Annotated in this window: 23 protein-coding genes; 13 read left to right on the top strand and 10 right to left on the bottom strand. The window is 57.0% G+C overall.

What is annotated here, in order from left to right; translation table 11 throughout:
* Positions 1 to 13: 13 nt before the first annotated feature.
* The 4 genes from sdhD to KZZ06_RS04685 form a co-directional block, all read right to left on the bottom strand.
* A complete protein-coding gene (sdhD, locus tag KZZ06_RS04670) occupies positions 14 to 385 on the bottom strand; it encodes a succinate dehydrogenase, hydrophobic membrane anchor protein (protein ID WP_219578884.1) in 372 nt (123 codons plus the stop codon).
* Positions 386 to 396: 11 nt separating this feature from the next.
* The gene (gene sdhC / locus KZZ06_RS04675; protein ID WP_219578885.1) at positions 397 to 780 is read right to left on the bottom strand and encodes a succinate dehydrogenase, cytochrome b556 subunit; all 384 of its coding nucleotides are present in this window, start codon (positions 778 to 780) and stop codon (positions 397 to 399) included.
* A 333-nt stretch (positions 781 to 1113) separates the two neighbouring features.
* Positions 1114 to 2076, bottom strand: a complete 963-nt coding sequence (gene mdh, locus KZZ06_RS04680; protein ID WP_219578886.1) for a malate dehydrogenase — start codon at positions 2074 to 2076, stop codon at positions 1114 to 1116.
* Positions 2077 to 2265: 189 nt separating this feature from the next.
* The gene (locus tag KZZ06_RS04685; RefSeq protein WP_219578887.1) at positions 2266 to 3114 is read right to left on the bottom strand and encodes a PRC-barrel domain-containing protein; all 849 of its coding nucleotides are present in this window, start codon (positions 3112 to 3114) and stop codon (positions 2266 to 2268) included.
* A gap of 152 nt (positions 3115 to 3266) precedes the next feature.
* Between KZZ06_RS04685 and KZZ06_RS04690 the strand changes: the two genes are divergently transcribed.
* The 12 genes from KZZ06_RS04690 to lpdA all read left to right on the top strand — a co-directional run bounded on the left by KZZ06_RS04690 (position 3267) and on the right by lpdA (position 16466).
* Complete coding sequence (locus tag KZZ06_RS04690; protein ID WP_219578888.1) at positions 3267 to 4019, top strand: sulfite exporter TauE/SafE family protein; 753 nt, start codon at positions 3267 to 3269, stop codon at positions 4017 to 4019.
* A 144-nt stretch (positions 4020 to 4163) separates the two neighbouring features.
* Positions 4164 to 5021, top strand: coding sequence for a CoA ester lyase (locus KZZ06_RS04695; RefSeq protein WP_219578889.1), 858 nt, complete (start codon positions 4164 to 4166; stop codon positions 5019 to 5021).
* Between the two features lie 4 nt (positions 5022 to 5025).
* Complete coding sequence (locus tag KZZ06_RS04700) at positions 5026 to 5583, top strand: NnrU family protein (protein ID WP_219578890.1); 558 nt, start codon at positions 5026 to 5028, stop codon at positions 5581 to 5583.
* Between the two features lie 15 nt (positions 5584 to 5598).
* Positions 5599 to 5802, top strand: coding sequence for a DUF1737 domain-containing protein (locus KZZ06_RS04705; RefSeq protein ID WP_219578891.1), 204 nt, complete (start codon positions 5599 to 5601; stop codon positions 5800 to 5802).
* Positions 5802 to 6839: a MaoC family dehydratase gene (locus KZZ06_RS04710; protein ID WP_219578892.1), complete on the top strand. Its 1038-nt coding sequence runs from the start codon at positions 5802 to 5804 to the stop codon at positions 6837 to 6839. The genes KZZ06_RS04705 and KZZ06_RS04710 overlap by 1 nt, the downstream gene beginning before the upstream one ends.
* A 398-nt stretch (positions 6840 to 7237) precedes the next feature.
* A complete protein-coding gene (gene sucC, locus KZZ06_RS04715; RefSeq protein ID WP_219578893.1) occupies positions 7238 to 8431 on the top strand; it encodes an ADP-forming succinate--CoA ligase subunit beta in 1194 nt (397 codons plus the stop codon).
* A gap of 233 nt (positions 8432 to 8664) precedes the next feature.
* A complete protein-coding gene (gene sucD / locus KZZ06_RS04720) occupies positions 8665 to 9552 on the top strand; it encodes a succinate--CoA ligase subunit alpha (RefSeq protein ID WP_219578894.1) in 888 nt (295 codons plus the stop codon).
* Between the two features lie 76 nt (positions 9553 to 9628).
* Positions 9629 to 12592 carry a 2-oxoglutarate dehydrogenase E1 component gene (locus KZZ06_RS04725; protein WP_219578895.1) on the top strand — a complete coding sequence of 988 codons (2964 nt, stop codon included), beginning with the start codon at positions 9629 to 9631 and terminating at the stop codon, positions 12590 to 12592.
* Between the two features lie 2 nt (positions 12593 to 12594).
* Complete coding sequence (gene odhB / locus KZZ06_RS04730) at positions 12595 to 14103, top strand: 2-oxoglutarate dehydrogenase complex dihydrolipoyllysine-residue succinyltransferase (RefSeq protein WP_219578896.1); 1509 nt, start codon at positions 12595 to 12597, stop codon at positions 14101 to 14103.
* A 54-nt stretch (positions 14104 to 14157) separates the two neighbouring features.
* Positions 14158 to 14541 (top strand): MAPEG family protein, encoded by a 384-nt coding sequence (locus tag KZZ06_RS04735; protein WP_219578897.1) that lies wholly within the window; start codon positions 14158 to 14160, stop codon positions 14539 to 14541.
* 15 nt (positions 14542 to 14556) lie between these two features.
* Complete coding sequence (locus KZZ06_RS04740) at positions 14557 to 14952, top strand: MAPEG family protein (protein WP_219578898.1); 396 nt, start codon at positions 14557 to 14559, stop codon at positions 14950 to 14952.
* A gap of 125 nt (positions 14953 to 15077) precedes the next feature.
* Positions 15078 to 16466: a dihydrolipoyl dehydrogenase gene (lpdA, locus tag KZZ06_RS04745; RefSeq protein WP_219578899.1), complete on the top strand. Its 1389-nt coding sequence runs from the start codon at positions 15078 to 15080 to the stop codon at positions 16464 to 16466.
* A 101-nt stretch (positions 16467 to 16567) separates the two neighbouring features.
* On the opposite strand, the gene KZZ06_RS04750 is transcribed toward lpdA, so the two are convergent.
* Genes KZZ06_RS04750 through KZZ06_RS04760 form a run of 3 tightly spaced genes read right to left on the bottom strand, consistent with a single transcriptional unit; the run spans position 16568 to position 18875 of the window.
* The gene (locus KZZ06_RS04750) at positions 16568 to 17296 is read right to left on the bottom strand and encodes a 1-acyl-sn-glycerol-3-phosphate acyltransferase (protein ID WP_219578900.1); all 729 of its coding nucleotides are present in this window, start codon (positions 17294 to 17296) and stop codon (positions 16568 to 16570) included.
* The gene (locus KZZ06_RS04755; RefSeq protein ID WP_219579280.1) at positions 17296 to 18195 is read right to left on the bottom strand and encodes an ABC transporter permease; all 900 of its coding nucleotides are present in this window, start codon (positions 18193 to 18195) and stop codon (positions 17296 to 17298) included. The genes KZZ06_RS04750 and KZZ06_RS04755 overlap by 1 nt, the downstream gene beginning before the upstream one ends.
* A gap of 2 nt (positions 18196 to 18197) precedes the next feature.
* Positions 18198 to 18875: a cell division ATP-binding protein FtsE gene (locus KZZ06_RS04760; protein ID WP_219579281.1), complete on the bottom strand. Its 678-nt coding sequence runs from the start codon at positions 18873 to 18875 to the stop codon at positions 18198 to 18200.
* A 165-nt stretch (positions 18876 to 19040) separates the two neighbouring features.
* Between KZZ06_RS04760 and KZZ06_RS04765 the strand changes: the two genes are divergently transcribed.
* Positions 19041 to 19856 carry a zinc-ribbon domain-containing protein gene (locus KZZ06_RS04765; RefSeq protein ID WP_219578901.1) on the top strand — a complete coding sequence of 272 codons (816 nt, stop codon included), beginning with the start codon at positions 19041 to 19043 and terminating at the stop codon, positions 19854 to 19856.
* Between the two features lie 20 nt (positions 19857 to 19876).
* Here the strand turns inward: KZZ06_RS04765 and KZZ06_RS04770 are convergent, their stop codons facing one another.
* Genes KZZ06_RS04770 through KZZ06_RS04780 form a run of 3 tightly spaced genes read right to left on the bottom strand, consistent with a single transcriptional unit; the run spans position 19877 to position 24065 of the window.
* Positions 19877 to 22402, bottom strand: a complete 2526-nt coding sequence (locus tag KZZ06_RS04770) for a TIGR02302 family protein (protein ID WP_219578902.1) — start codon at positions 22400 to 22402, stop codon at positions 19877 to 19879.
* 39 nt (positions 22403 to 22441) lie between these two features.
* Positions 22442 to 23707: a diaminopimelate decarboxylase gene (gene lysA, locus KZZ06_RS04775; protein WP_219578903.1), complete on the bottom strand. Its 1266-nt coding sequence runs from the start codon at positions 23705 to 23707 to the stop codon at positions 22442 to 22444.
* Positions 23708 to 23747: 40 nt separating this feature from the next.
* Positions 23748 to 24065 carry a DUF2834 domain-containing protein gene (locus KZZ06_RS04780; RefSeq protein ID WP_219578904.1) on the bottom strand — a complete coding sequence of 106 codons (318 nt, stop codon included), beginning with the start codon at positions 24063 to 24065 and terminating at the stop codon, positions 23748 to 23750.
* Between the last annotated feature and the right edge of the window lies 1 nt (position 24066).

Here is a 24066-nt window from a genome sequence, read left to right on the forward strand (position 1 = left end):
TGCTAAATCTGTGTTAAAGCGCGATGCGTGCGATGGCAAAAAGCCCAACCGCCGCCGCGCCGTAGCTGAGGCAAGTCATCAGAATGATGGACAGTTTTTGCGCCAAGCCGTGAACGTAGTCCTCGATCATCACCTGCGCACCATCGTTGAAATGTTTGAATCCAACGGTCAGTGTCAGTGCTGCAATAATTGCGGGGAAAGGCTTGGCATAATAGGCCAACACCTCTTCGTAGGTGCCCCCCAGTGCGGCACCAAAAGTAAAGACGAAAAGCGGGATCAGGATCAGCAATGCTACAGCGCTGACCTTCATCGACCAGAAATGTGCGGTGCCGGATTTCGCCGACCCCATGCCAAGCGCGCGTTTGCGGTCTGTCAAATAAGCCATGTCTATTCTCCTTAAATGATCAGCGCGGTGATGATCGTCAGCACGACCGAACCGACCAATGCTGCCCAGCCCATTTTTTCAGCTGTCGGGATATCCAGCGCATAGCCGTTGTCCCAGATCAGGTGCCGGATGCCAGCAAGGGTGTGATACCATAAGCCCAGCAACGAAAAGAACATAACAAGGTCGCCGAACCAGCTGGTGATAAATCCGTTGGCTGTCGCGAATGCTTCGGGTGACGTGGCCGCCGCCAGAAACCACCATACGATCAACAACGCTGCGACCAGCATTGCGTTGCCTGTGATCCGGGTCAGGATCGACGTCATCGAAGTTAATTGCGGGCGATAGATCGTCAGGTGTGGTGACAGCGGGCGGTTGCCCCGGTTCACATCAGCCATGATGGATTCCTTTTCTCGTCAAGTTCTGCCTATAGATAGCGGTATTTTCGATGCTGTCACGCACAGAGGTCTGGTTTCACCTATGTTTGCGCACCAAATTCGTTAAAAAATGTGAAACATTCATAACAATTATCAATTTGTGATCACGAATTTTTTTCATGTGATCACAAACCATAAATCCGATAAAATCAGTAAGAAATTATAATGATATCACGGGTTTGAAAAATCAGGCACTTCCCAGGCACGAAAGCTGGGGAGTAATTTCGCGGTCTCAAGTTGCACCCAGCAACACGCGAAAGGCAGGGCAGCACATGGTGCAGCCCTGCCAATGCTTTAGCTCAAAGAGCCGTCGATGCCCTTGCACGCATCAACCAAGCCTTTTACGGCGTTGACGGAATTGTCGAACATCGCTTGTTCGTCTTTATCCATCGAAATTTCGACAACACGTTCAATGCCGCCTGCGCCGATTACGGTTGGCACGCCAACATAAAAGCCGTTCAAGCCATAGGAACCGTCAACATATGCCGCACAAGGCAGAACACGCTTTTGGTCTTTCAGATAGGCTTCGGCCATCTCGATCGCCGAGGTTGCGGGGGCGTAGAAGGCAGAACCGGTTTTCAGCAAACCAACGATTTCTGCGCCGCCATCACGGGTACGCTGAACGATTGCGTCCAGTTTATCCTGTGTGGTCCAACCCATTTTCACCAGATCAGGCAATGGAATACCGGCAACGGTGGAATAGCGCGTCAATGGCACCATTGTATCGCCGTGACCGCCCAGAACGAATGCGGTGACGTCTTTCATGGAAACGTTGAATTCAGTCGCAAGGAAATGACGGAAGCGTGCCGAATCAAGAACGCCAGCCATGCCGCAGACCATGTGGTGGGGCAGACCGGAGAATTCGCGCAGTGCCCAAACCATCGCATCAAGCGGGTTTGTGATACAGATAACAAAGGCGTTTGGCGCGTGGGCTGCAATGCCTTCGCCAACGGATTTCATGACCTTCAGGTTGATGCCCAACAGGTCGTCACGGCTCATCCCCGGCTTGCGGGCAACACCGGCTGTAACGATACAAACATCAGCGTCTGCGATGTCAGCATAATCATTGGCACCCGACATGGTCGCGTCGAATTTTGCTGAGGGGCCGGATTCAGCGATATCAAGCGCCTTCCCCTGTGGAACGCCCTCGGCGATATCGAACAAGACGACGTCACCTAGTTCTTTGATTGCTGCGAGATGGGCAAGCGTGCCCCCGATCTGCCCAGCGCCGATAAGCGCGATTTTGGGTCTGGCCATGTGGTTTACTCCGACAAGGTTAAGATTGGCCACGGGATAGCGAAATGCATCGCACCGTGCAAGTTGCGCGTCGACCATGACCCGAGGAAGGTGAACAAACGCATAAAAAAAGGGCCACTTCCGGCAGGAAATGGCCCTTAAATCACCTTAGCTGACTATAATAGCCCAACCTCGGCGCGTGTTTTCGAATTAGTCCCGGTATTCAGGTTGCGCTTCAAGAGCTTCTTCGCTGCTGTCGATGTAAATGCGGAAGTCGTCGCCTTCAGCATTTTTCAGGACCTGCAATTCGTCCCATGTTACGGCAACAGGTTTTTCACCCAAACCAAGGAAACCGCCAACATTGATCACGACTTCTTTTACCTGACCGTCGTCACCCAGAATCAGGCTGTCGACTTCACCTACGGTTTCGTTGTTCGCGCCGTAGACATAGGCACCTTCCAGATCGTCTGCCGTCAGCGCCTGCATTTCTTCAACTTCAGCATTCGCATAGCCTTCATAGGCAACGGTTGGGCGCGTCAGCATTGTGCGCTCTTCTGCAGCGGCTTCGTTATTCATTTCAGATGTCGCTGAATGGTCCGATGTTGCGGCATGGTCCATGTCATCATCCATGGCCCGTTCGAATTCAGGCGCTTGCTCAAGCATCTCTTTCGATGTTGTCACAACAAGGAAACGATCATCTGCGTCGTCTTCGCTGCGCAGCACTTTGATGCTGTCCATGCTGACGGTCACGTCACGTTCGCCCATCCCAAGGAAACCGCCGATGCCCAGAATGACAGCTTTTACATCGCCGTTTTCGTCCAGCAGGATGTCGTTGATTTCACCAATGTCATCCCATTCGGTTTCTGCGCCATTAGCGACTGCCATGTTGGTGTCGACGTCGGATTCGGAGTTGTAGATGCGCATGCCGATCAGGTCGGATGCAAAGAAATCAGACGGCTGAGCAACTGTGCTGCCGATGCCGTTTGCGGCATGTGAGGCTGCGAATGCTGGGCCAGTCAAAGAAAGAATGATTGCGGTTGTTCCAAGAAAACGTTTCATTACTGTTTACTCCTGTTTAGGTACTACACTTAGTGCCAAGCGAACATCGCTCGGTTGCAGGATTAACCAAGATCTCGCCAATGAGTTCCAAGTCAGTTTCGAAATCTTAAAATAATTTCATCGATGATGCCGCCCGCCGAAAGTTCCGCCTGATGACGTTTGATCTTTGGTTTTTTTGCATCGCCGGGCCGGCCGTTCTGTTTGCCGGCGTGTCAAAGGGCGGGTTTGGATCGGGCGCTGCGTTTGCCAGTTCCTCAATCCTTGCCTTGGTGATTGAACCGGGGCTGGCATTGGGAATTATGCTGCCACTACTTATGCTTATCGATGCGACGACTTTGAGACCTTATTGGGGCAAGTGGAGCTTGCATGAGGTTAAGTTACTGATCCTTGGCGGCATTCCCGGCGTGCTTCTGGGCGCTACACTCTATAAAATCGCGTCACCTGATTTCTTTCGTCTGCTGATTGGCAGCATTTCAGTGGGCTTTGTAATTTGGCAGTGGGGCCGCAGTGCGGGCTGGATACGCGCGGCCCAGCAGGCAATGCCAAACTGGATGGGCATTTTCTGGGGCAGCATTGCCGGCTTTACCAGTTTTGTCAGCCACGCAGGCGGTCCTCCGGCAGCGATTTACCTCTTGTCACGGGGCCTCACGAAAACGCAGTTTCAAGCGTCCACCGTATTGTTGTTCTGGACCATCAATATCGCCAAATTCATCCCATATGCGTTTCTGGGGATATTCACGTTGGACACAATGGCAGCAGATCTTGTGCTTGCCCCCTTTGCCATTCTTGGCGCGTGGATCGGCGTAAAGGCCCATCATTTCATTTCTGAAAGATACTTCTTTGCAGTCACCTATGTCTTGTTGCTGGCCACTGGTACCAAACTGATTTGGGACGGGCTGACCTAACGCCTGATGCCAATTGCGCGTGTTCACGTTCATATTGGGCCAGACGGATGACCGTAAATTGCTGCATCGCGGCACAATTGCGCTTGAAGTTTTCGTTAAAAAATGCAGACCTGCGCGCAACAATATTTCTCGGAGGATCATATCATGTCGAAAATCACCCGCCCCTTACGCTCTGTCCTGTATATCCCCGGCTCAAAAGATCGCGCCTTGGACAAAGCCCGAGGCCTGCCCGCTGACGCGATTATTTTCGACCTAGAGGATGCCGTTATCCCCGAAGAGAAAACTGCGGCCCGCGATACACTGGCACAGGCGCTAAAGCACGGCGGCTATGGCAGCCGTTTCAAAGTGATCCGCATCAACGGGCTGGACACGGAATGGGGTGCAGATGATGCCCGCGCTGCGGTTTCCATGGACTGCGACGCGATTCTGTTGCCCAAGGTCGGCAGCCCAGATGACCTTGACGCGCTTGCCGCCATCACTGGTGACATTCCACTGTGGGCGATGATGGAAACCCCGGGCGCGATGCTGAACGCTGCCGCGATTGGGGCGCACCCAAAGCTGCAATGCATGGTCATGGGCACCAACGATCTGAACAAAGACCTGCAAACCCGCGTCCGTCCTGATCGCTTGCCGCTGTTGACCGGCCTCGGCCTGTGCGTGTTGGCTGCCAAGGCAAACGGCATCGCGATCATCGACGGCGTTTACAACGCGTTCAAGGATGACGAAGGCCACCGCGTCGAGTGTGACCAAGGCCGCGATATGGGCTTTGACGGCAAGACGCTGATCCATCCTGCGCAGCTGGACGTGGCAAACGAGGCATTTTCCCCGTCAGAAGCCGAAGCAGACCTAGCCCGTCGCCAGATCGCAGCGTTTGACGAAATGCAGGCAACAGGTCAGGGTGTGGCAGTCGTGGACGGCCGCATCGTAGAGAACCTGCATGTTGCCACAGCCCGCGAAACATTGGCAAAACTGGACGCAATCGCGGCCCTACAAGCGGAGTAGCCCCATGATGGCACTTTTGATCCTCGGCATGATCCTTTGGGTCGGTGCGCATTATTTCAAGCGGCTAATGCCGGACCAACGCGCCGCCCTAGGCAACAAGGGCAATGGCGTGATTGCGGTGGCGATTGTCGCTGCGCTTGTGCTGATCATCATTGGCTATCGTGGTGCCGCGTTTATCAACGTCTGGTATCCGCCCAGCTTTTTCACCCACATCAACAACCTGCTGATGGTGCTGGCCTTTTGGGTCTATGGATCAAGTGCTGCCAAAGGGGCCAAAGCATGGCCTGCCTATAAAACCCGGCACCCGCAATTGATGGCTGTAAAAATCTGGGCTGTAGCACATCTGCTGGTCAACGGCGATCTGGCCTCGATCATCCTGTTCGGCGGCATGCTTGCTTGGGCTGTGGGGGCCGTCATTCTGATCAACAAAGCCGAACCCGATTGGACACCGCCCGCCGCCGCCGGCAAAGCGACATATATCCGTTTGGCCGTGATCACGGTGGTTATGGTGATCATTACTATTGCGATACACATGTTTCTTGGTGTCTCGCCCGTCTCTTAATCTGAAAGTACACTGATGAAGCTTTATCGTTTCCTGTCCGAAGAAGACACGTCCGCCTTTTGCCACAAGGTCACCGAAGCCCTGAATAAAGGGTGGGAGCTGTACGGCACCCCCACCCAAACATGGGATGACGCCGCAGGTGTGATGCGCTGCGGTCAGGCCGTCACAAAAGAAGTCGAAGGCACCTATACCCCAGAAACCAAACTGGGGGCGCACTGATGACTGCCACTAAAACCAATGCAGGCCGGTTTTTCGAAGATTACAAGGTCGGGCAAAAGCTCAACCATGCGGTACCCCGCACGGTAAAAGGCGGCGAACGGGCGCTTTATCATGCGCTTTATCCTGCACGCCACGCGCTGTATTCATCCGATCAATTCGCGCAAAGCTGCGGTCTGCCGTTCAGCCCGATGGACGATATGATCACCTTTCACATCGTATTCGGCAAAACCGTGCCAGATGTATCGCTGAATGCTGTTGCCAATCTGGGCTATGCCCAAGGCCGCTGGCTGGCCCCCGTTTGGCCCGGTGATACGCTGCGGTCAGTGTCCGAGGTCATCGGGCTAAAGCAAAATTCGAACGGCAAAACCGGCGTCGTCTATGTGCGCACCTCAGGCTATAATCAGGACGACACCAAGGTGTTGGAATATGTCCGCTGGGTGATGGTCCGCAAACGCGACATCAATGCCCCCGCCCCGGCCGAAGTCGTGCCAAACCTGCCAAAGGCGCTTAGCGTCGGCCAGTTGCATATTCCCGATGATCTGGATTTCACCAACTACGATTTCGCTTTGGCCGGCGAACCGCACCGTTGGGGCGATTACGAGATCGGCGAAAAGATTGACCATGTTGACGGCGTAACAATCGAAGAAGCCGAACACATGATGGCCACCCGTCTATGGCAGAACACCGCCAAGGTGCATTTCGACACCTCAGCGCGCCCCGACGGGTCGCGGCTGATTTATGGCGGGCATGTGATTTCGATGGCGCGGGCTTTGTCGTTTAACGGCTTGGCCAATGCGCAGATGGTCGTCGGGTTGAACGGCGGCGCGCATGCGAACCCGTGCCTGTCCGGCGACACCATTCGCGCTTGGTCCCAGGTCTTGGACAAAGCCGACACATCCGCACCCGGCGTCGGCGCGATCAGATTGCGTTTGGTGGCAACCAAGGGCGGCGATCCGTTCAAGCTGAAAGGTGAAGACGGCAAATACCTCCCCGATGTCCTGCTTGATCTGGACTACTGGGCTTTGATTCCGAAATAGATCTGTGTTGTGGCGCGCGCCGCTGCTGCGCCACAACACGCCGCACAGGTTTAGCCGGAGCTGAATGAGAATTTGCACGCTAATCGCGGCTGGCGGCACGTTGGTCAAATTGCGTTTCAGTACAAAACCCCGTCACCAGTACAAAATCAAAGCCCTTGATTTACTGGGCATTGAATCAAGTTTTCCGTAAAATCGTTTCAACCAGTAGCGATCGGCACCCTGTTTCAAAGGGCGTTCCTGACTGGCCGAGCATATTTGTGATCACACAGAATTATCGTGTGATCACAAATGTCGCTTTTGTTTGAAAAAAACTGTATTTCCGCGAAAAACTGTTTACCCAGTATCAAGACTCAATCGTATACCGCGATTTGACTGGAACAAATACGGGACCGTTTTTCATGAACATCCACGAATATCAGGCGAAAGCCCTTTTGCGCACATATGGCGCGCCAGTATCCGACGGCCGCGTCGTACTGAAAGCAGAAGACGCAAAGACAGCCGCTGGCGCATTGGACGGCCCACTTTGGGTGGTCAAGGCGCAGATCCACGCAGGTGGTCGCGGCAAAGGGTCCTTTAAGGAAGCCGACGCTGGCGAAAAAGGTGGCGTACGCCTGACCAAATCGGTTGAAGAAGCTGCCGAAGAAGCCAAGAAGATGCTGGGCCGTACTTTGGTCACGCACCAAACCGGTCCTGCTGGCAAGCAAGTCAACCGTATCTACATCGAAGACGGTTCCGGCATTGAGACAGAATTGTACCTTGCGCTGCTCGTTGATCGCCAAACATCCCGCGTTGGCTTCGTATGTTCGACCGAAGGCGGCATGGACATCGAAGAGGTCGCCGCATCGACCCCTGAGAAAATCATCAGCTTTTCGGTAGACCCCGCAACGGGCTATCAGCCATTCCACGGCCGCCGTATTGCGTTCACACTGGGCCTTGAGGGCAAGCAAGTGAAACAATGCGTGACCCTGATGGGCCAGCTGTACAAAGCGTTTGTCGAAAAAGACATGGAAATGCTGGAAATCAACCCGCTGATCGTCACAGACAGTGGCGACCTCAAGGTGCTTGACGCCAAGGTCAGCTTTGATGGCAACGCGATGTACCGTCACGGGGACATCGCCGAACTGCGCGACACCACCGAAGAAGATGCGAAAGAGCTTGAGGCGTCCAAGTACGACCTGAACTACATCGCGCTTGACGGTGAAATCGGTTGTATGGTGAACGGCGCGGGTCTGGCGATGGCCACAATGGACATCATCAAGCTGTATGGTGCCGAGCCTGCGAACTTCCTTGATGTTGGCGGCGGTGCCACCAAAGAGAAAGTAACCGAAGCGTTCAAGATCATCACCTCTGACCCGCAGGTCAAAGGCATCCTGGTCAACATCTTCGGTGGCATTATGCGCTGCGATGTTATCGCCGAGGGTGTTGTGGCTGCCGTCAAAGAGGTCGGTCTTAAAGTGCCGCTGGTTGTCCGTCTGGAAGGCACAAACGTTGCCGAAGGCAAAGCGATCATCAACAATTCGGGTCTGGATGTGATTGCCGCTGACAATCTTAAAGACGGCGCACAAAAGATCGTGAAAGCCGTTAAGGGTTAATCCAAGTGACGCAGCGCCCTTTGAGCATGTGTTTGAATATTTACAGCCGGTATCGCGTTGGCGATGCCGGTTGTAGCGCATGCTACAGTGGCCGCGACATCAACAACGCCCCCGACGCGACATATTTTCAAACTGGATTGGCCTAAGTCAGCCCCGACAAACCGACGGGCCTACGCCCTCTCAGACAACAATGCTGATCATTCGGCATTACGAACCACAGATAGGAAATTACAATGGCCGTACTCGTAGACGAAAACACCAAAGTGATCTGTCAGGGCCTTACCGGGTCTCAGGGCACGTTCCACACGGAGCAAGCCATCGCCTATGGCACAAAAATGGTTGGCGGCGTGACACCCGGCAAAGGGGGGCAATCGCACCTTGATCTGCCCGTCTTCAACTCTGTCCACGAAGCACGTCATGTCACTGAAGCAAACGCTACAGTGATCTATGTTCCACCGCCCTTCGCAGCAGATTCCATCCTCGAGGCGATTGACGCCGAAATGGAACTGATCATCTGCATCACCGAAGGTATCCCGGTTCTGGACATGATGCGCGTCAAGCGCGCGCTGGACGGGTCCAAATCGCGCCTGATCGGGCCAAACTGCCCCGGTGTTATCACACCTGACGCCTGCAAGATCGGCATCATGCCGGGTCACATCCACAAGCGCGGCACCTGCGGTGTTGTATCGCGTTCGGGCACGCTGACCTATGAAGCGGTAAAACAGACATCCGATCTGGGTCTGGGCCAATCCACGGCTGTCGGCATCGGCGGCGACCCCATCAAAGGGTCCGAACATATCGATATCCTCGAGATGTTCTTGGCCGATCCGGAAACCCAGTCGATCATCATGATCGGTGAAATCGGTGGCTCCGCCGAAGAAGAAGCCGCGCAGTTCCTGGCCGATGAAAAGAAGAAAGGCCGTTGGAAACCAACAGCCGGTTTCATCGCAGGCCGTACAGCCCCTCCCGGCCGTCGCATGGGCCACGCTGGTGCCATCGTTGCTGGTGGTAAAGGCGACGCAGAAAGCAAGATCGAAGCGATGAAAGCCGCCGGTATCGTTGTTGCAGACAGCCCCGCAACACTGGGCGAAGCTGTACAAGAAGCCATCAACAAGGGCTAAACCCCTTTGGTCAGGCGGGGAATTCTCCGCCTGACCTCTTCCATACAAACGTCGCGCTCTCATCAGAGGTATCGCCATGACCGACCAACCGCAAAACGAACAGTTCCACGATTCTTCCTTTTTGGAAGGGCAGAACAGCACCTACCTAGAAGCGATGTATGCGCGGTATGCAGATGATCCCAACGCTGTGGATCAGGCGTGGCAGGCGTTTTTCCGTGCAATGGATGATGATGACGCAGACGTAAAAGCCGAAGCCGCAGGTGCCTCGTGGGCGCGCAACGATTGGCCACCCGTGCCGCAGGACGATTTGACCGCCGCGCTGACAGGTGAATGGCCCGCCCCCGTTGAGTCGAAGGCCGCCGGTCAGAAGATCACCGAAAAAGCCGCCGCCAAAAGCATCGAGCTGTCAGACGCCCAAGTGCAGCGCGCCGTTCTGGACAGCATCCGCGCTTTGATGTTGATCCGCGCCTACCGTATTCGCGGCCACCTTGCCGCCGACCTTGATCCGCTGGGCATGCGCGAACACACAAGCCATCCCGAGCTTGACCCTGCCGCCTACGGATTCGGCCCGCAAGACATGGACCGTCCGATTTTCATCGACAATGTTCTGGGTCTGCAAATCGCCACGATGAAGCAGATCGTAGATATCGTGAAAAGCACCTATTGCGGCACATTTGCCCTGCAATACATGCATATTTCGAACCCCGACGAAGCCGCCTGGCTGAAAGAACGGATCGAAGGCTACGGCAAGGAAATCCAGTTCACCAAGAATGGTCGCAAGGCGATTTTGAACAAGCTGGTCGAAGCTGAAGGCTTTGAAAAATTCCTGCACGTCAAATACATGGGCACGAAACGGTTCGGCCTGGACGGTGGTGAATCCCTGATCCCAGCCATGGAACAGGTGATCAAACGCGGTGGCCAGTTGGGTGTCAAAGACATTGTCATTGGTATGCCACACCGTGGCCGTTTGTCGGTTCTCGCCAACGTTATGCAGAAACCTTACCGCGCGATTTTCAACGAATTTCAGGGCGGTAGCTTTAAGCCGGAAGATGTTGATGGATCGGGCGATGTGAAATATCATCTTGGCGCGTCATCGGACCGCGAATTTGACGGCAACACCGTTCACTTGTCGCTAACCGCCAACCCGTCCCACCTCGAGGCGGTGAACCCCGTCGTTCTGGGTAAAGTCCGCGCCAAGCAAGACCAGTTGAAAGACAAGGAACGCGGCTCGGTTATGCCGATCCTTCTGCACGGCGATGCGGCCTTTGCGGGTCAGGGCGTCGTCGCTGAATGTTTTGCGTTGTCAGGACTGCGGGGCCACCGTACCGGCGGCACCATGCATATCGTGGTGAACAACCAGATCGGTTTCACCACCGCACCGCATTTCAGCCGCTCCAGCCCGTACCCCACCGACAACGCGCTGGTGGTCGAAGCGCCGATCTTCCACGTCAATGGTGATGATCCCGAAGCTGTGGTTCACGCTGCACGGGTTGCCACAGAATTCCGCCAAAAATTCCACAAAGATGTTGTTCTGGATATCATCTGCTACCGCCGCTTTGGTCACAACGAAGGCGACGAGCCGATGTTCACCAACCCGGTGATGTACAAAAAGATCAAAAAGCAAAAAACAACGCTGACGCTTTATACAGATCGCCTTGTTAAAGACGGGCTGATCCCCGAAGGCGAGATCGAGGATATGAAAGCCGCGTTCCAAGAGAAGCTGAACACGGAATTCGAGGCCGGCAAAGAATACCGCCCGAACAAAGCCGACTGGCTGGATGGTAAATGGTCCCACCTCGATAAGGCCAAGGAAAAGAAATACCAGCGCGGCAAAACCGCCATCGCCAAAGAAACCATGGCTGATATTGGCAAGGCGCTAACAACTGCGCCGACCGATTTCCCGATGCATAAAACCGTTCACCGGTTGCTGGATGCCAAGGCCGAGATGTTTAAATCCGGCTCAGGTTTCGACTGGGCCACAGCCGAGGCCTTGGCCTTTGGTTCGCTGTTGACCGAAGGGTACAAGGTTCGCCTGTCTGGCCAAGACTCCGCTCGCGGTACTTTCTCTCAGCGGCATTCGGCCCTGATCAACCAGGAAAACGAAGACCGCTATTACCCGCTGAACCACATCCGCGAGGGCCAAGCTGAATACGAGGTCATCGATTCGATGCTCTCCGAATATGCGGTTCTGGGTTTCGAATATGGCTATTCGCTGGCTGAACCGAACGCGCTAACCTTGTGGGAAGCGCAATTCGGTGATTTCGCCAATGGCGCGCAGATCATGTTTGATCAGTTCATCAGCTCGGGCGAAAGCAAATGGCTGCGCATGTCCGGCCTCGTTTGCCTCATGCCGCACGGCTATGAGGGGCAAGGGCCTGAACACTCCTCCGCGCGTCTCGAACGTTTCCTGACCATGTGTGGCGGCGACAACTGGATCGTGGCAAACTGCACCACGCCTGCGAACTATTTCCACCTGCTGCGCCGGCAGCTGCACCGCAGCTATCGCAAGCCGCTTATGCTGATGACCCCGAAATCGCTGCTGCGTCACAAAATGGCCGTCAGCAAGGCCGAGGAATTCACCACCGGTTCCAGTTTCCACCGCGTGTTGTGGGATGATGCGCAGCAGGGCAATTCGGACACCAAGCTGGTTGCCGATGACAAGATCAAGCGCGTCGTAATGTGTTCGGGCAAGGTCTATTATGATCTGCTGGAAGAACGTGACGCCCGCGGCATCAAAGACATTTATCTGCTTCGTTTCGAACAGTTCTACCCCTTCCCTGCGCAATCCGCAGTCAAGGAGCTGGAGCGGTTCAAGAATGCAGAAATGGTCTGGTGTCAGGAAGAGCCCAAAAACCAAGGGGCCTGGACCTTTATCGAACCCAATATCGAATGGGTTCTGGGCCGGATCGATGCCACGCACACCCGTCCCGTTTACGCAGGTCGCGCCACATCGGCGTCGCCCGCAACGGGTCTGGCCTCACAACACAAAGCACAACAAGCAGCCCTCGTTGACGAAGCGCTGACCATCGAAGGAAAATAACCATGACAAGCGAAGTACGCGTCCCGACACTGGGTGAATCCGTTACCGAAGCGACCGTGGCAACATGGTTCAAAAAACCCGGCGATCAGGTCGAGGTTGACGAAATGCTGTGCGAGTTGGAAACCGACAAGGTCACCGTCGAAGTGCCCAGCCCGATTGCAGGCACTCTGGCCGATATCGTCGCCGCCGAAGGCGAGACCGTTGGCGTCGACGCCCTGCTTGCCAATATCTCTGAAGGCGGCGAAAAGCCTGCCACCAAGCAAGAGAAACCAGCGGCTGCGGCGAAAGTCGAAGCACCAACCGCAGGCGGTGACGCCATTGATGTCATGGTCCCCACCCTTGGTGAATCCGTGACCGAAGCAACAATCAGCACATGGTTCAAGAAGGTCGGTGATACAGTCGAGGCCGACGAAATGCTGTGCGAGCTGGAAACCGACAAGGTCAGCGTCGAGGTTCCGGCCCCTGCTGCCGGTACCCTGACCGAAATCCTGTTCCAAGAGGGTGCCACGGTCGAGGCCAACGGCAAGCTTGCCGTCATCGCCCAAGGGGCCGGCGGCGTGGCCGCCCCCGCACCAAAGGCTGATGCTCCAGCAGCAGCATCCGCAGCCCCTGCTTCCGGTGATATCGAAGACGCCCCATCCGCTAAAAAGGCTATGGCCGAAGCCGGTATCACGCGCGATCAGGTCACCGGCACAGGCCGCGATGGCCGCGTCATGAAAGACGACGTTGCCAAGGCTGTTGCAGCCGGTACTGCCGCAGCAAAGTCAGCCCCCGCCGCTGCCCCACGCGCGCCTTCTGCGCCGCAAGACGCTTCGCGCGAAGAGCGGGTGAAAATGACCCGTCTGCGTCAAACCATCGCCAAGCGTCTGAAAGACAGCCAGAACACCGCGGCCATGCTGACCACCTATAACGAGGTCGACATGACCGAGATTATGGCCCTGCGGAACGAGTACAAAGACCTGTTCCTGAAAAAGCATGGCGTGAAACTCGGCTTCATGTCCTTTTTCACCAAGGCATGTATCCACGCCCTGCATGAAGTCCCCGAAGTGAACGCCGAAATCGACGGCACCGATGTGGTCTACAAGAACTACGTCAACATGGGCATCGCGGCTGGTACGCCGACAGGCTTGGTTGTGCCGGTGATTAAAGACGCACAAGACATGTCCTTTGCCACCATCGAAAAATCGATCGGCGAAATGGGGGCAAAAGCCCGCGATGGCAAGCTGTCGATGGCCGAAATGCAAGGCGGCACCTTCACCATCTCCAACGGTGGTGTTTACGGCTCGCTGATGTCCTCGCCGATCCTGAACCCACCACAGTCGGGTATCCTTGGGATGCACAAGATCCAGGACCGCCCGATGGCGATCAACGGTCAGGTCGTGATCCGTCCTATGATGTATCTAGCGCTCAGCTACGATCACCGTATTGTCGATGGCAAAGGCGCTGTGACCTTCCTTGTCCGCGTCAAAGAAGCACTGGAAGATCCTCGTCGTTTGTTGATGGATCTCTAAATAAAACCTGCGCGCGGGCAGAACGCCCGCGCCTAAATCGCAAAGGGGTCGACCATGACAGAAACGACAATACTCGCCGCCTACGGTCTGCTGGTTTTGCTGACCATCCTGCTACAGGTGCTGGGCGGAATGCAGCAACTTAGCCTTGGGTATCTTATCTCGTCACGCGATGAAACGCGGACAGTCAGCGGCATGACGGCGCGGATCGAACGTGCGCTGGCCAACTCCATTACGGCCATGGCTCTCTTTGCGCCCGCGATCCTTATTCTGGTGGTGCTTGACCGCACCAGCTCGGCCAGCCTTCTGGCAGCGCAGGTGTTTTTGATCGCCCGTATCGTCTATCTGCCGGTTTATGCCTTTGGCATCCCTGCGGTGCGCACCCTCGTGTGGCTCGCCGGTTTTGCTGCCACGGCTATCTTGTACTTCCTCGCACTTTAGAAACTGGACGCTGCGATGGGCCCCGAACTTACCGTCCTCATTCTCGCCGCGCTGGTGCAGGTGGTAACCTTCGTCATCTATGCCATCCCCGCCAACCTTGAATTGGGGGCGGGATACACCCTGTCCGCCCGTGACCGCGCCCCTACGCGCCAAATGTCCGACAGGACGGCACGGCTAGGTCGCGCAATGAACAACATGTTCGAGGCGTTGATCCTGTTCGGCATCGCATCGCTCGCCATCCAGACCACGGATCAAAGCACCACCTACACCGCACTTCTCGCCTGGGTGTTTATGGCCGCCCGCATCGCCTATGTCCCCGCCTACGCCTATGGCTTGCGCCCGGGCCGCTCGATCATCTGGGCGGTTGGCTTTGGCGCAACTGTTCTTATGTTGATTGCAGCGCTCTTCTGAGCTTCCAAATGGCCATAAATCCCGGGGGCGTGCGCTTGCGCACGGGGGCAGCGCCCCATAGCTTACTTTCCAACCGGCACGTTGCCTGAAACAATTAATCGCCCGACCTACCAAGGAGACCTTCCATGTCCAGCTACGATGTCATCATCATCGGCTCCGGCCCCGGCGGCTACGTATCCGCCATTCGTTGCGCCCAATTGGGCCTCAAGACGGCTTGTGTCGAAGGCCGCGAAACCCTTGGCGGGACCTGCCTGAACGTGGGCTGCATCCCGTCCAAGGCCATGCTGCACGCAACCCATATGCTGCACGAGGCGGAACATAACTTCGCCGATATGGGTCTCAAAGGCAAAAGCCCCTCGGTCGATTGGAACCAGATGCTGGCGTATAAGCAAAATACCGTCGACACCAACACCAAGGGCATCGAGTTTCTGTTCAAAAAGAACAAAATCGACTGGATCAAAGGCTGGGCCACTGTGCCAGAACCCGGCAAGGTCAAAGTCGGTGACGACATTCACGAAGCCAAGAATATCATCATCGCAACAGGATCAGAGCCAGCCTCCCTGCCCGGCGTTGAGGTCGACGAGAAAGTCGTCGTGACATCAACCGGCGCGCTGACCCTGAACAAGGTGCCCAAGAAACTGGTCGTGATCGGGGCCGGCGTGATCGGTCTGGAGCTTGGCTCCGTCTATGCGCGGCTTGGGGCCGAAGTCACCGTTGTCGAATATCTGGATGCGATCACGCCCGGTATGGATGGCGAAGTTCAAAAGAACTTGATGAAACTGCTGAAAAAGCAGGGCATCAATTTCGTTATGGGTGCCGCTGTGCAACGCACCGACGCCACAAAAACCAAGGCCAAGGTGACATATAAACTGCGCAAGGACGACAGCGAACACACGCTGGACGCTGATGTCGTTCTGGTCGCTACAGGCCGCAAGCCGTTTTACGACGGACTGGGCCTTGATGGTTTGGGCGTCGAACTGACAAAACGCGGCCAGATTGCCGTGAACGATCATTGGCAGACTTCGATCAACGGTATCTACGCGATCGGTGACGTGATCGAGGGCCCGATGCTGGCCCACAAGGCCGAAGACGAAGGCATGGCCGTCGCCGAGGTTGTGGCGGGCAAACACGGGCACGTGAACTACGGCGTGATCCCCGGTGTGATCTATACCCACCCCGAGGTCGCCAGCGTCGGTGCCACCGAAGAACAGCTCAAGGAAGCGGGCCGCGCCTACAAGGTTGGCAAGTTCAGCTTTATGGGCAATGCGCGCGCCAAGGCAGTCTTTGCCGGTGACGGCTTTGTCAAAGTTATTGCCGACAAAGAAACAGACCGCATTCTGGGTGCGCATATCATCGGGCCAGCGGCTGGTGATCTGATCCACGAGGTCTGCGTTGCCATGGAATTCGGCGCATCTGCCGAAGACTTGGCTATGACATGCCACGCGCACCCAACCTATTCCGAGGCTGTCCGCGAGGCGGCATTGGCCTGCGGTGATGGCGCGATTCATATGTGATCGCTTGGGTGGGGTTCGCGCCCCACCCATCCGAACTCTCGGAAATCTCGAAATCCCGGGTGTTAAAAACTGCCGCTCGGTGTCCGCGCAAATTTATAGGGTTAGCGCCCTGCGCCACCGGACTTTGCTTCGTCCAACAACGCGTCGGACCGCGCTTCGACGGTCCGTTCAAGGCGCGTCATGAATTCATCCCGTGGTAGACCCGCGGGGATGGGATCCAGAAACTCAACCACTGCCACGCCCGGCCGACGGTATAGCCCACGACGTGGCCAAAAATACCCGACATTTGTGGCGACAGGCACGCAGGTTTGCCCCATTTGCTCGTACAAGGCCGCAGTCCCCTTTTTATAGGGGGCAGACACACCCGGTGCCACTCGGGTACCTTGGGAATAGATAATCAACTGACCTGCCTCAACGTGCCCTGCTTTGACGTCTTCAAGCATTTTCGCCACCGCCGCCCCGCGTTTGCCACGGTCAACGGCGTACATCTTCATCCGTTTTGCGTATTGCCCGATCACCGGCGTCCACAGGATTTCCTTTTTCATGATGAATTTCCCCAGCGGCACCGCCTGAAAGATCATCATGATATCTAGGAACGACTGATGTTTCGCCGCGATCAGAACCTCGCCCACCGGGGGTGTGCCGCGGACTTCGCAGCGCATGCCGACCAGATGTTCCGCCAGCCACATGATGAAACGGGAATAGCTTTTGCAGCAGACATAGGCACCGCGCAGCGAAAACATCGCCCACGGCGCAAAGGCGAGCCCGAAAATCGGCATGGCGATTGTGGACAGCGCAACAAACGCAAGCGATCGTATCCATTGGAGCATCAGGCAAGTCCCTTTAGTGTACGTTTGGCAGCGGCACCCGTGGCGGCAAAGGCAACAGCCCCAGCCAAAATAGGGATCAACAAGGGGGCCAGCCAATGCCGCCCCTGAAAGCCAAGCCCGGTCAAAAATCCGCCCACGTCATCCGTGCTTGGCAGCAGTAACATGGCAAGCATCCCCAACGCCGTCCCCGCAGCGGCCCCTGTGAGGGCCCGAAATGTGAAACGTCGAATAAAGGCTTGGGCGATATAGCTGTCCGTGGCCCCGACCAGCCGCAAGACCGCAATCACCTGCGCGTTCGCTGATAGCGCGGCATTCGCGGCAAGCGTCACCATCGCCGCCAATGTGGCCGCAATCAGGATCGTCGACACCCACCCCAGCAGCTTTAGGCGCGATGCAGCTTGGACCAGCGGCGCGCGCCAGCGGTTATGATCGTCTAAAATGGCCCCCGGCACCTCGGCGGCGAGACGCAGCCGCAAGCCTTCGGGGTCCAGACCTTCGTTATCCTCGACGATCTCGATCAAGCGCGGAACCGGCAATGCATCGATCGCCAGTTCTTCGCCTAACCACGGTGCCAACAAGGTCTGCTGTTCAGCGTCCGTTAGGGCGCGGGCAGAGGCGACGCCCTTGGTCGTCTCAAGAATGCGCAGGGCCGCTTCGGTTTGGGCAGCGCGTTGATCGATGGGCGCGACCACCCGGATCGTCGCAGTGCGGGCCAGTTCCTGCCCCCAGATTGTAGCCAGCCGGCCCGACGCCAACGAGAGCGCCAGCGCAAAGACCGCCAGAAACGCCATTGCCCCCGCCGCAAACAACGTCAGCTGCGCCGTAAATCCAGAAGGCGGGACCACGCGGTCCGCTTGCCGGTCCCCTGTCCAAAGGGCCGCGATGGCGACTTGAAACATGTTCACAGATCCGCCCCCGCAAGTTGAATGCGCCGGTTGGCGATGCGTAACACGCGGGCTTGCACATGCGCCTTGGTGGCGCGGATCAGGCCAAGGTCGTGGGTCGCGATCAAGACGGTTTTGCCCATCTTGTTCAGCTCGATCAGCAACCGTAGCAATCGTTGTGACATTTCCCAATCGACGTTGCCGGTCGGCTCGTCGGCCAATACCACGTCCGGCGACATGATCACCGCACGGGCCAACGCCGCGCGCTGCCGCTCTCCGCCCGACAATTCAGGGGGCAGCGCGCTGGCGCGATTGGCAAGCCCGACCCATGACAGCAGCTCTGACAGATCGTCGCCCCCGGTTTCCGCGTGCCGACCGGACACCGTTAAAGGCAGGCCGATATTTTCAGCGACAGACAAGTGGTTCAGGAACTGGCAATCTTGATGCACGACGCCGACGCGGCGGCGCACCATCGCAATGTCATCGCGGTCAAGGTTGCGCGCATCGCTGCCAAACAACGTCACATGACCTGCCGTTGGTAGCAGCGCGCCATAGCACAGCTTCATCAAAGTGGTCTTACCCGACCCTGACGGGCCCGTTAGAAAGTGAAATGAACCCGGTGCCAGCTTGACCGAAATATCGGACAACAACTCGCCTCCGCCGTAACTATAGGCCACGTTTTCAAAGTCGATCACAGGCATATCCCATTTGCTTTGGACTGTTGTGCCTCAGCACCGCATGGGTTTCAATGCACCCGAACACCCCCACCCGACGAAGATTGCACTTTTACTGCCGTTTTCTAGGTCATATGGTGGCAAGCACGTGCAAACGATGGAGTTTTCAATGGGTAGGGACGCGACATGAGACTGATCTGTCCCAATTGTGATGCGCAATACGAAGTGCCCGATGACGTCGTGCCCGCAGCAGGGCGGGATGTGCAATGCTCCAACTGTGGTCAAACATGGTTTCAGCACCACCCCGATTATCAACCCGACGACGACACCCCCGGAGAGCTGGGCGACACAGCCCCGACCCCGGACGAGGAAACGGCTGCCCCGCCACCAGCGCCGCCGGCCAAGCCCGCACCAACACGCAAACAGCTTGACCAGTCGGTCGCCGATATCTTGCGCCAAGAAGCCGAAGCCGAAAAACTGGCCCGACAAAGCAAACAGACCGAAGTGCTGGAAAGCCAACCCGACCTCGGGCTTGGCGATGCATCGGATGAACCCGACCCGGACGAACGTGCCCGACTGGCCAAAGAACGCACCGCGCGACTGCGTGGCGATGCCACGCCTAGTGAACCTGCAGCCGTATCAACCGCTGCGATCATTGCGTCGCGGCGCGATCTACTGCCCGATATCGAGGAAATCAATTCCACTTTGCGCACCGGAAACGAGCGCCGCTCGGCGGATCCTGATCTGGAAGACACCACCATAGATACGGGTGCACGGCGTCAAAGCGGGTTCAAGCGCGGCTTTGCGATGGTTATCGTGTTGGCGGCGATCCTGCTGCTTATCTATATTTTTGCCGCTCAGATTTCGGCGGCTGTGCCCCAGCTTCAATCCTATCTTTCTGATTATGTCGCGACGGTAAATCAGGCGCGTGTATCGCTGGACAGCTCGGTGCAAAATTTCTTGCTTTGGTTAGAGACGAAAGCGTCTCAATCCGGCGGCTAAGGGCATCGTGCGCCCCTGCGTTAAAACCGATCCAAAAGCCGGTTAAGGTAATCGCGTTCGACTTCCGGGCGCGCTGTCTCTCCGGAACGGCGGCGGATTTCATCTAGTAATTCACGCGCGCGGCCATAGGCGTCATTGTCCAACGCCAGATCCCCTTGCGTGCTTTCGCCCCCGTTTGACGATTGATCGCGCCCCAACGGGTCGCGTTGCTCCGCCCGCTGATTGCCCTCGGCACTGCCTTGGCCCGCTTGTTGCTGCTGCTCTTGCGCAATGGCGTCACCAAGCGCACGCATGCCGTCACGCAGCGCCTCCATCGCGCGGGCTTGATCATCGATGGCATCTGCCAATTCGTTCTGGCGCAATGCTTGTTCCGCATCATCCATGGCGCGTCCCGCACGGTCCAATGCATCGCGCGCGGCCTCCCCCTCGGCTGATCCTTTGCCGGGCAATCGCCCCTCTTGACGGTTCAGCTCATTGCGCAACTCTTGCTGCCGCTCGGCGATGGAATCCTGCCCCTGCCCCGGCTCTTGCCCCTCGCCCGGTTGCTGACCTTGTTGTGGCTGTTGGCCTTCTTGTTGCCCCGGCTGGTCGGGGCTCTCATTCCGGTTAAACTGATCCTGAAGATCGCGGAACGCCTGATCGCTTAGCTCTTGCTGTTCGCGCAAAGTATCGGCCAAGCCTTCCATCGCCTGTTCGCCGGGGCTGTCGCCCCCTTGGCCGGGCTGGCCTTCGGTGACGCGCATGTTCTCCATCATCTCTTGCAGCTCGCGCAGGGCCTGTTCGGCTTCGGCCATGCGCCCCTGCTCCATCAGCTCTTGGATGCGGTCCATCATGCGTTGCAGATCGTCTTGGGTCATCTGCATCGTTTCGCCTTGCTGACCCTGCTGCTGTTCACCGTCTTCGGCCTGCTGACGCTGTAGCTGCTGCATGTACTCTTCCGTCGCACGACGCAGCTCGTCCATCAGCTCGGCGATTTCCTCCTTTGAGGCCCCGTTTTTCATCGCTTCGGCCAACCGTTCTTGGGCGCGCCGCATCCGCTCTAATGCGTCGGCCAACACCCCTTCCTCCAACTCTATGGCCAAGTCCCACAGATCATCCGCGATCTCGGCTTGCAGATCATCCGTCAGCCCGTATTTGGCGCGAATGTCCAAACGGTCAATCTGGCGACGCAAACGCAAGGCTGATGTCTCGGTGCGAAACACATCTTGGGGCCGGTATGACACCGCCTTGAGCAATTGCACCAATCGCGGCGCATTCGCCTTGGACCACAACAAATCCCGGCGCTGTTCAATTACAGCCGCCGCCAGCGGATCAAAAAACCGTCGCCCCGGCAAAATCATGTCGCTGGGCGCGGTGGTAAATTGCTGCTCTGACGCATCCAAAACGCTCAGGCTGATTTTCACCGGCAGGTTCGCCCAAGGGTGCTTGGAAAAATCCTCGATCAGGTTTTCTTCGAAACTTGTGCGTCCGCCCGCGATCGGCATGGGCAGCGGAACGCTCAGGTCTGGCCGTGCGTCCGGTTCAATTCCCAGACCATAGCGCCGGTCAACTAACGCCAGATCGAGGCTGATACGCGCCTCTCCGGCTTCGACGCCATAATCGTCACTGGCGGCAAAGGGCAGGCTCATTTCGCCCAAGGCAGCGACCTGCGGCTCGCCCGCTATCTCGACCTTTGGCACGGCATCGGGCAACATAGCGACGTCCCAGCTGCGTCCGCCGGGGCCGTCGATGCTAATCCCCCCGCTTTGGTTCACTTTGAAATCAAGCACCAAGGCCGGGTCCGCATCAGCAGATTGACCCTGCCCCGACACCGTTTCTACCACCTCAAGTGCGCCAACCTCGCCATACAGCCGCACGGTGATCAACGTGCCCTTTGGCAGGCTCAGCGGCCCTTCCTCCAGATCAGCCAGATACAAGGTGGGTTTGCCGGTATAGCGCGGCGGCTCTGCCCAGCCCTCCCAGACCGGACCGCTGGCCAGACCGCCACCACCCGGCACCATGCCCGCCACAGACCCAACGCGCAAAACAGACCCGAACACGAGCGCAACTGCGAAAAGCAGCAGTGCGACATAGCGCAAGGCATAGGGATCACGGCGCGAAACCCGCAGGTCAGCCGGCACCGCCCGCGCAGTTGCGGCCCGATCGGCCATGCGTTTCTGGTGCGCCTGCCACACCGCCATTGATGCCGCATCGCCCGCGCCAATCGCCTGATCATCCATCAAAGCCTGAATAGGCCGCCCCGGCAGACTGGCATCCAACCGTGCAAGCGCCTCGGCGCGGGTCGGCATGTAAAAACTGCGGAACGCATAGATCAACGCAGCTACACTGGCGGCAAACACAACGGCTGCGGCACCATAAACAACGTCTAAAGATACCACATCTTGCAGGCCCAGCATCAGCGCCGCAAGCACCAGCAAGACGACAGTCAGCACCGGCCACAGCGCCCGAACAAGGCTTTCAGCCCACATTCCGGCCCATGTCAGCCTAAGCGGCCCGCGAATTTTCGCAAGCCCGGGGTGCTGATCATCGTGTTTGAATGGGGCCATTGCTACCGATCTCCCGCGTGGCTGACACGCAGCGCGCGGTCAAAGCCATTCAGGGATGGTATCGCGATTTATCATTTCGTCAAAGGTCGGGCGTGCGCGAATAACCGCAAATTGATCGCCCTTGACCAACACCTCGGGAATAAGGGCGCGCGAATTATACTCGCTGCTCATTACTGCACCATATGCGCCGGCACTTCTGAAGGCGACCAGATCACCGGCAGCCAGCTTGGGCATCATGCGCTGCTTGGCAAAGGTATCACCGGATTCGCAGACCGGGCCCACAACATCATAGGGTTGCTGCTCCGCACCTGCGGCGGGCTCGACCACCGGAACGATATCATGGTGCGCCTCGTACATCGCGGGGCGGATCAAATCATTCATCGCACCATCTAGGATCAGGAAATCACGCCCCTCGCCGGACTTCACATAAATGACTTCGCTCACCATCAGCCCTGCATTGCCCGCGATCAAACGACCCGGCTCAATCTCGATCTCGCAGCCCAGATGACCCAGCTTGCGCTGCACCATCGCGCCATAGTCACTGGGCAAGGGCGGTGCCTCGTTGCTGCGCTCATAGGGGATCCCCAGACCGCCACCCAGATCAAGACGTTTGATCGTATGGCCGTCGGCACGCAACACTTCCGTCAGCTCCGCAACCTTGTCATAGGCCATTTCGAACGGGGCCAGATCGGTCAACTGGCTGCCGATATGCACGTCGATCCCGATAACTTCTAGACCCGCCATACCGGCGGCCATGGCATATACTTCACGCGCACGCGCAATGGGGATGCCGAATTTGTTTTCGGACTTGCCAGTCGCAATCTTGGCATGTGTCTTGGCATCAACATCGGGGTTCACACGAATGGTAATTGGCGCGACCACGCCCATCGATTGCGCAACAGCGTTCAGCACTTCCATCTCGGGCTCGGATTCCACGTTGAATTGCCGAATACCGCCCTCAAGCGCCAACCGGATTTCAGCGGCGGTTTTACCCACACCCGAAAACACGATCTTGTCGCCCGGCACACCTGCAGCCTTGGCGCGCAAATATTCCCCTGCTGACACCACATCCATGCCCGCGCCTGCTTGGGCCAGGGTCTGCAAAACCGCCTGGTTGGAATTCGCCTTCATGGCATAGCACACCAGATGGTCCATTCCGTCCAATGCATCATCAAACGCCTTGAAATGCCGCAACAACGTCGCTGTGGAATAAACGTAAAACGGTGTTCCTACCGCCGCTGCAATCTCGGCAATGGCGACATCCTCAGCGAACAGCGCACCGTCGCGATACAGGAAATGATCCATCTTCTCTGGCTCCCAAATATCCCCGCCGGAGGCTCCGACGCTATTTTACAGGGGCCGACCGCAGAAATAGGTACAAAGGCAGGCCACAGCTTACCCCAATACCAAAGGTTGCGGGAATGGCAATCAGCGCCGCCCAATTTCGCCGCACGGCCACCTCGGCAATAATCCAAACGGTCAAGGTGACAGCGGCAATGGTCAAATCCCAGACCAGCCCGCTGGACGCCGCATTGGCATGCCACGCGTCAACCATCGCCATGATATCGAACCCGTTTGTCCTGAACCATGTGATGAAATAATACATCGGATGGACCGCGCCCCAGACGGCCAGCACCAAATATATCATCCGCAAAATCGACATC

Origin of the sequence: Sulfitobacter sp. CW3, from assembly GCF_019392245.1 — a bacterium.
Lineage (GTDB): Bacteria > Pseudomonadota > Alphaproteobacteria > Rhodobacterales > Rhodobacteraceae > Sulfitobacter.

What these genes read in the sequence shown, in the direction of transcription:
- KZZ06_RS04695 (WP_219578889.1), top strand. Translation starts at nt 4,164, where the DNA reads ATGTCGAAAATCACCCGCCCCTTACGCTCTGTCCTGTATATCCCCGGC.
- KZZ06_RS04690 (WP_219578888.1), top strand. Translation starts at nt 3,267, where the DNA reads ATGACGTTTGATCTTTGGTTTTTTTGCATCGCCGGGCCGGCCGTTCTG.
- KZZ06_RS04735 (WP_219578897.1), top strand. Translation starts at nt 14,158, where the DNA reads ATGACAGAAACGACAATACTCGCCGCCTACGGTCTGCTGGTTTTGCTG.
- KZZ06_RS04780 (WP_219578904.1), bottom strand. Translation starts at nt 24,065, where the DNA reads ATGTCGATTTTGCGGATGATATATTTGGTGCTGGCCGTCTGGGGCGCG.
- KZZ06_RS04685 (WP_219578887.1), bottom strand. Translation starts at nt 3,114, where the DNA reads ATGAAACGTTTTCTTGGAACAACCGCAATCATTCTTTCTTTGACTGGC.
- lpdA (WP_219578899.1), top strand. Translation starts at nt 15,078, where the DNA reads ATGTCCAGCTACGATGTCATCATCATCGGCTCCGGCCCCGGCGGCTAC.
- odhB (WP_219578896.1), top strand. Translation starts at nt 12,595, where the DNA reads ATGACAAGCGAAGTACGCGTCCCGACACTGGGTGAATCCGTTACCGAA.
- KZZ06_RS04770 (WP_219578902.1), bottom strand. Translation starts at nt 22,402, where the DNA reads ATGGCCCCATTCAAACACGATGATCAGCACCCCGGGCTTGCGAAAATT.
- KZZ06_RS04765 (WP_219578901.1), top strand. Translation starts at nt 19,041, where the DNA reads ATGAGACTGATCTGTCCCAATTGTGATGCGCAATACGAAGTGCCCGAT.
- KZZ06_RS04710 (WP_219578892.1), top strand. Translation starts at nt 5,802, where the DNA reads ATGACTGCCACTAAAACCAATGCAGGCCGGTTTTTCGAAGATTACAAG.
- KZZ06_RS04740 (WP_219578898.1), top strand. Translation starts at nt 14,557, where the DNA reads ATGGGCCCCGAACTTACCGTCCTCATTCTCGCCGCGCTGGTGCAGGTG.
- KZZ06_RS04725 (WP_219578895.1), top strand. Translation starts at nt 9,629, where the DNA reads ATGACCGACCAACCGCAAAACGAACAGTTCCACGATTCTTCCTTTTTG.
- sucD (WP_219578894.1), top strand. Translation starts at nt 8,665, where the DNA reads ATGGCCGTACTCGTAGACGAAAACACCAAAGTGATCTGTCAGGGCCTT.
- KZZ06_RS04750 (WP_219578900.1), bottom strand. Translation starts at nt 17,296, where the DNA reads ATGCTCCAATGGATACGATCGCTTGCGTTTGTTGCGCTGTCCACAATC.
- KZZ06_RS04700 (WP_219578890.1), top strand. Translation starts at nt 5,026, where the DNA reads ATGATGGCACTTTTGATCCTCGGCATGATCCTTTGGGTCGGTGCGCAT.
- sucC (WP_219578893.1), top strand. Translation starts at nt 7,238, where the DNA reads ATGAACATCCACGAATATCAGGCGAAAGCCCTTTTGCGCACATATGGC.
- sdhC (WP_219578885.1), bottom strand. Translation starts at nt 780, where the DNA reads ATGGCTGATGTGAACCGGGGCAACCGCCCGCTGTCACCACACCTGACG.
- KZZ06_RS04705 (WP_219578891.1), top strand. Translation starts at nt 5,599, where the DNA reads ATGAAGCTTTATCGTTTCCTGTCCGAAGAAGACACGTCCGCCTTTTGC.
- KZZ06_RS04755 (WP_219579280.1), bottom strand. Translation starts at nt 18,195, where the DNA reads ATGTTTCAAGTCGCCATCGCGGCCCTTTGGACAGGGGACCGGCAAGCG.
- mdh (WP_219578886.1), bottom strand. Translation starts at nt 2,076, where the DNA reads ATGGCCAGACCCAAAATCGCGCTTATCGGCGCTGGGCAGATCGGGGGC.
- sdhD (WP_219578884.1), bottom strand. Translation starts at nt 385, where the DNA reads ATGGCTTATTTGACAGACCGCAAACGCGCGCTTGGCATGGGGTCGGCG.
- lysA (WP_219578903.1), bottom strand. Translation starts at nt 23,707, where the DNA reads ATGGATCATTTCCTGTATCGCGACGGTGCGCTGTTCGCTGAGGATGTC.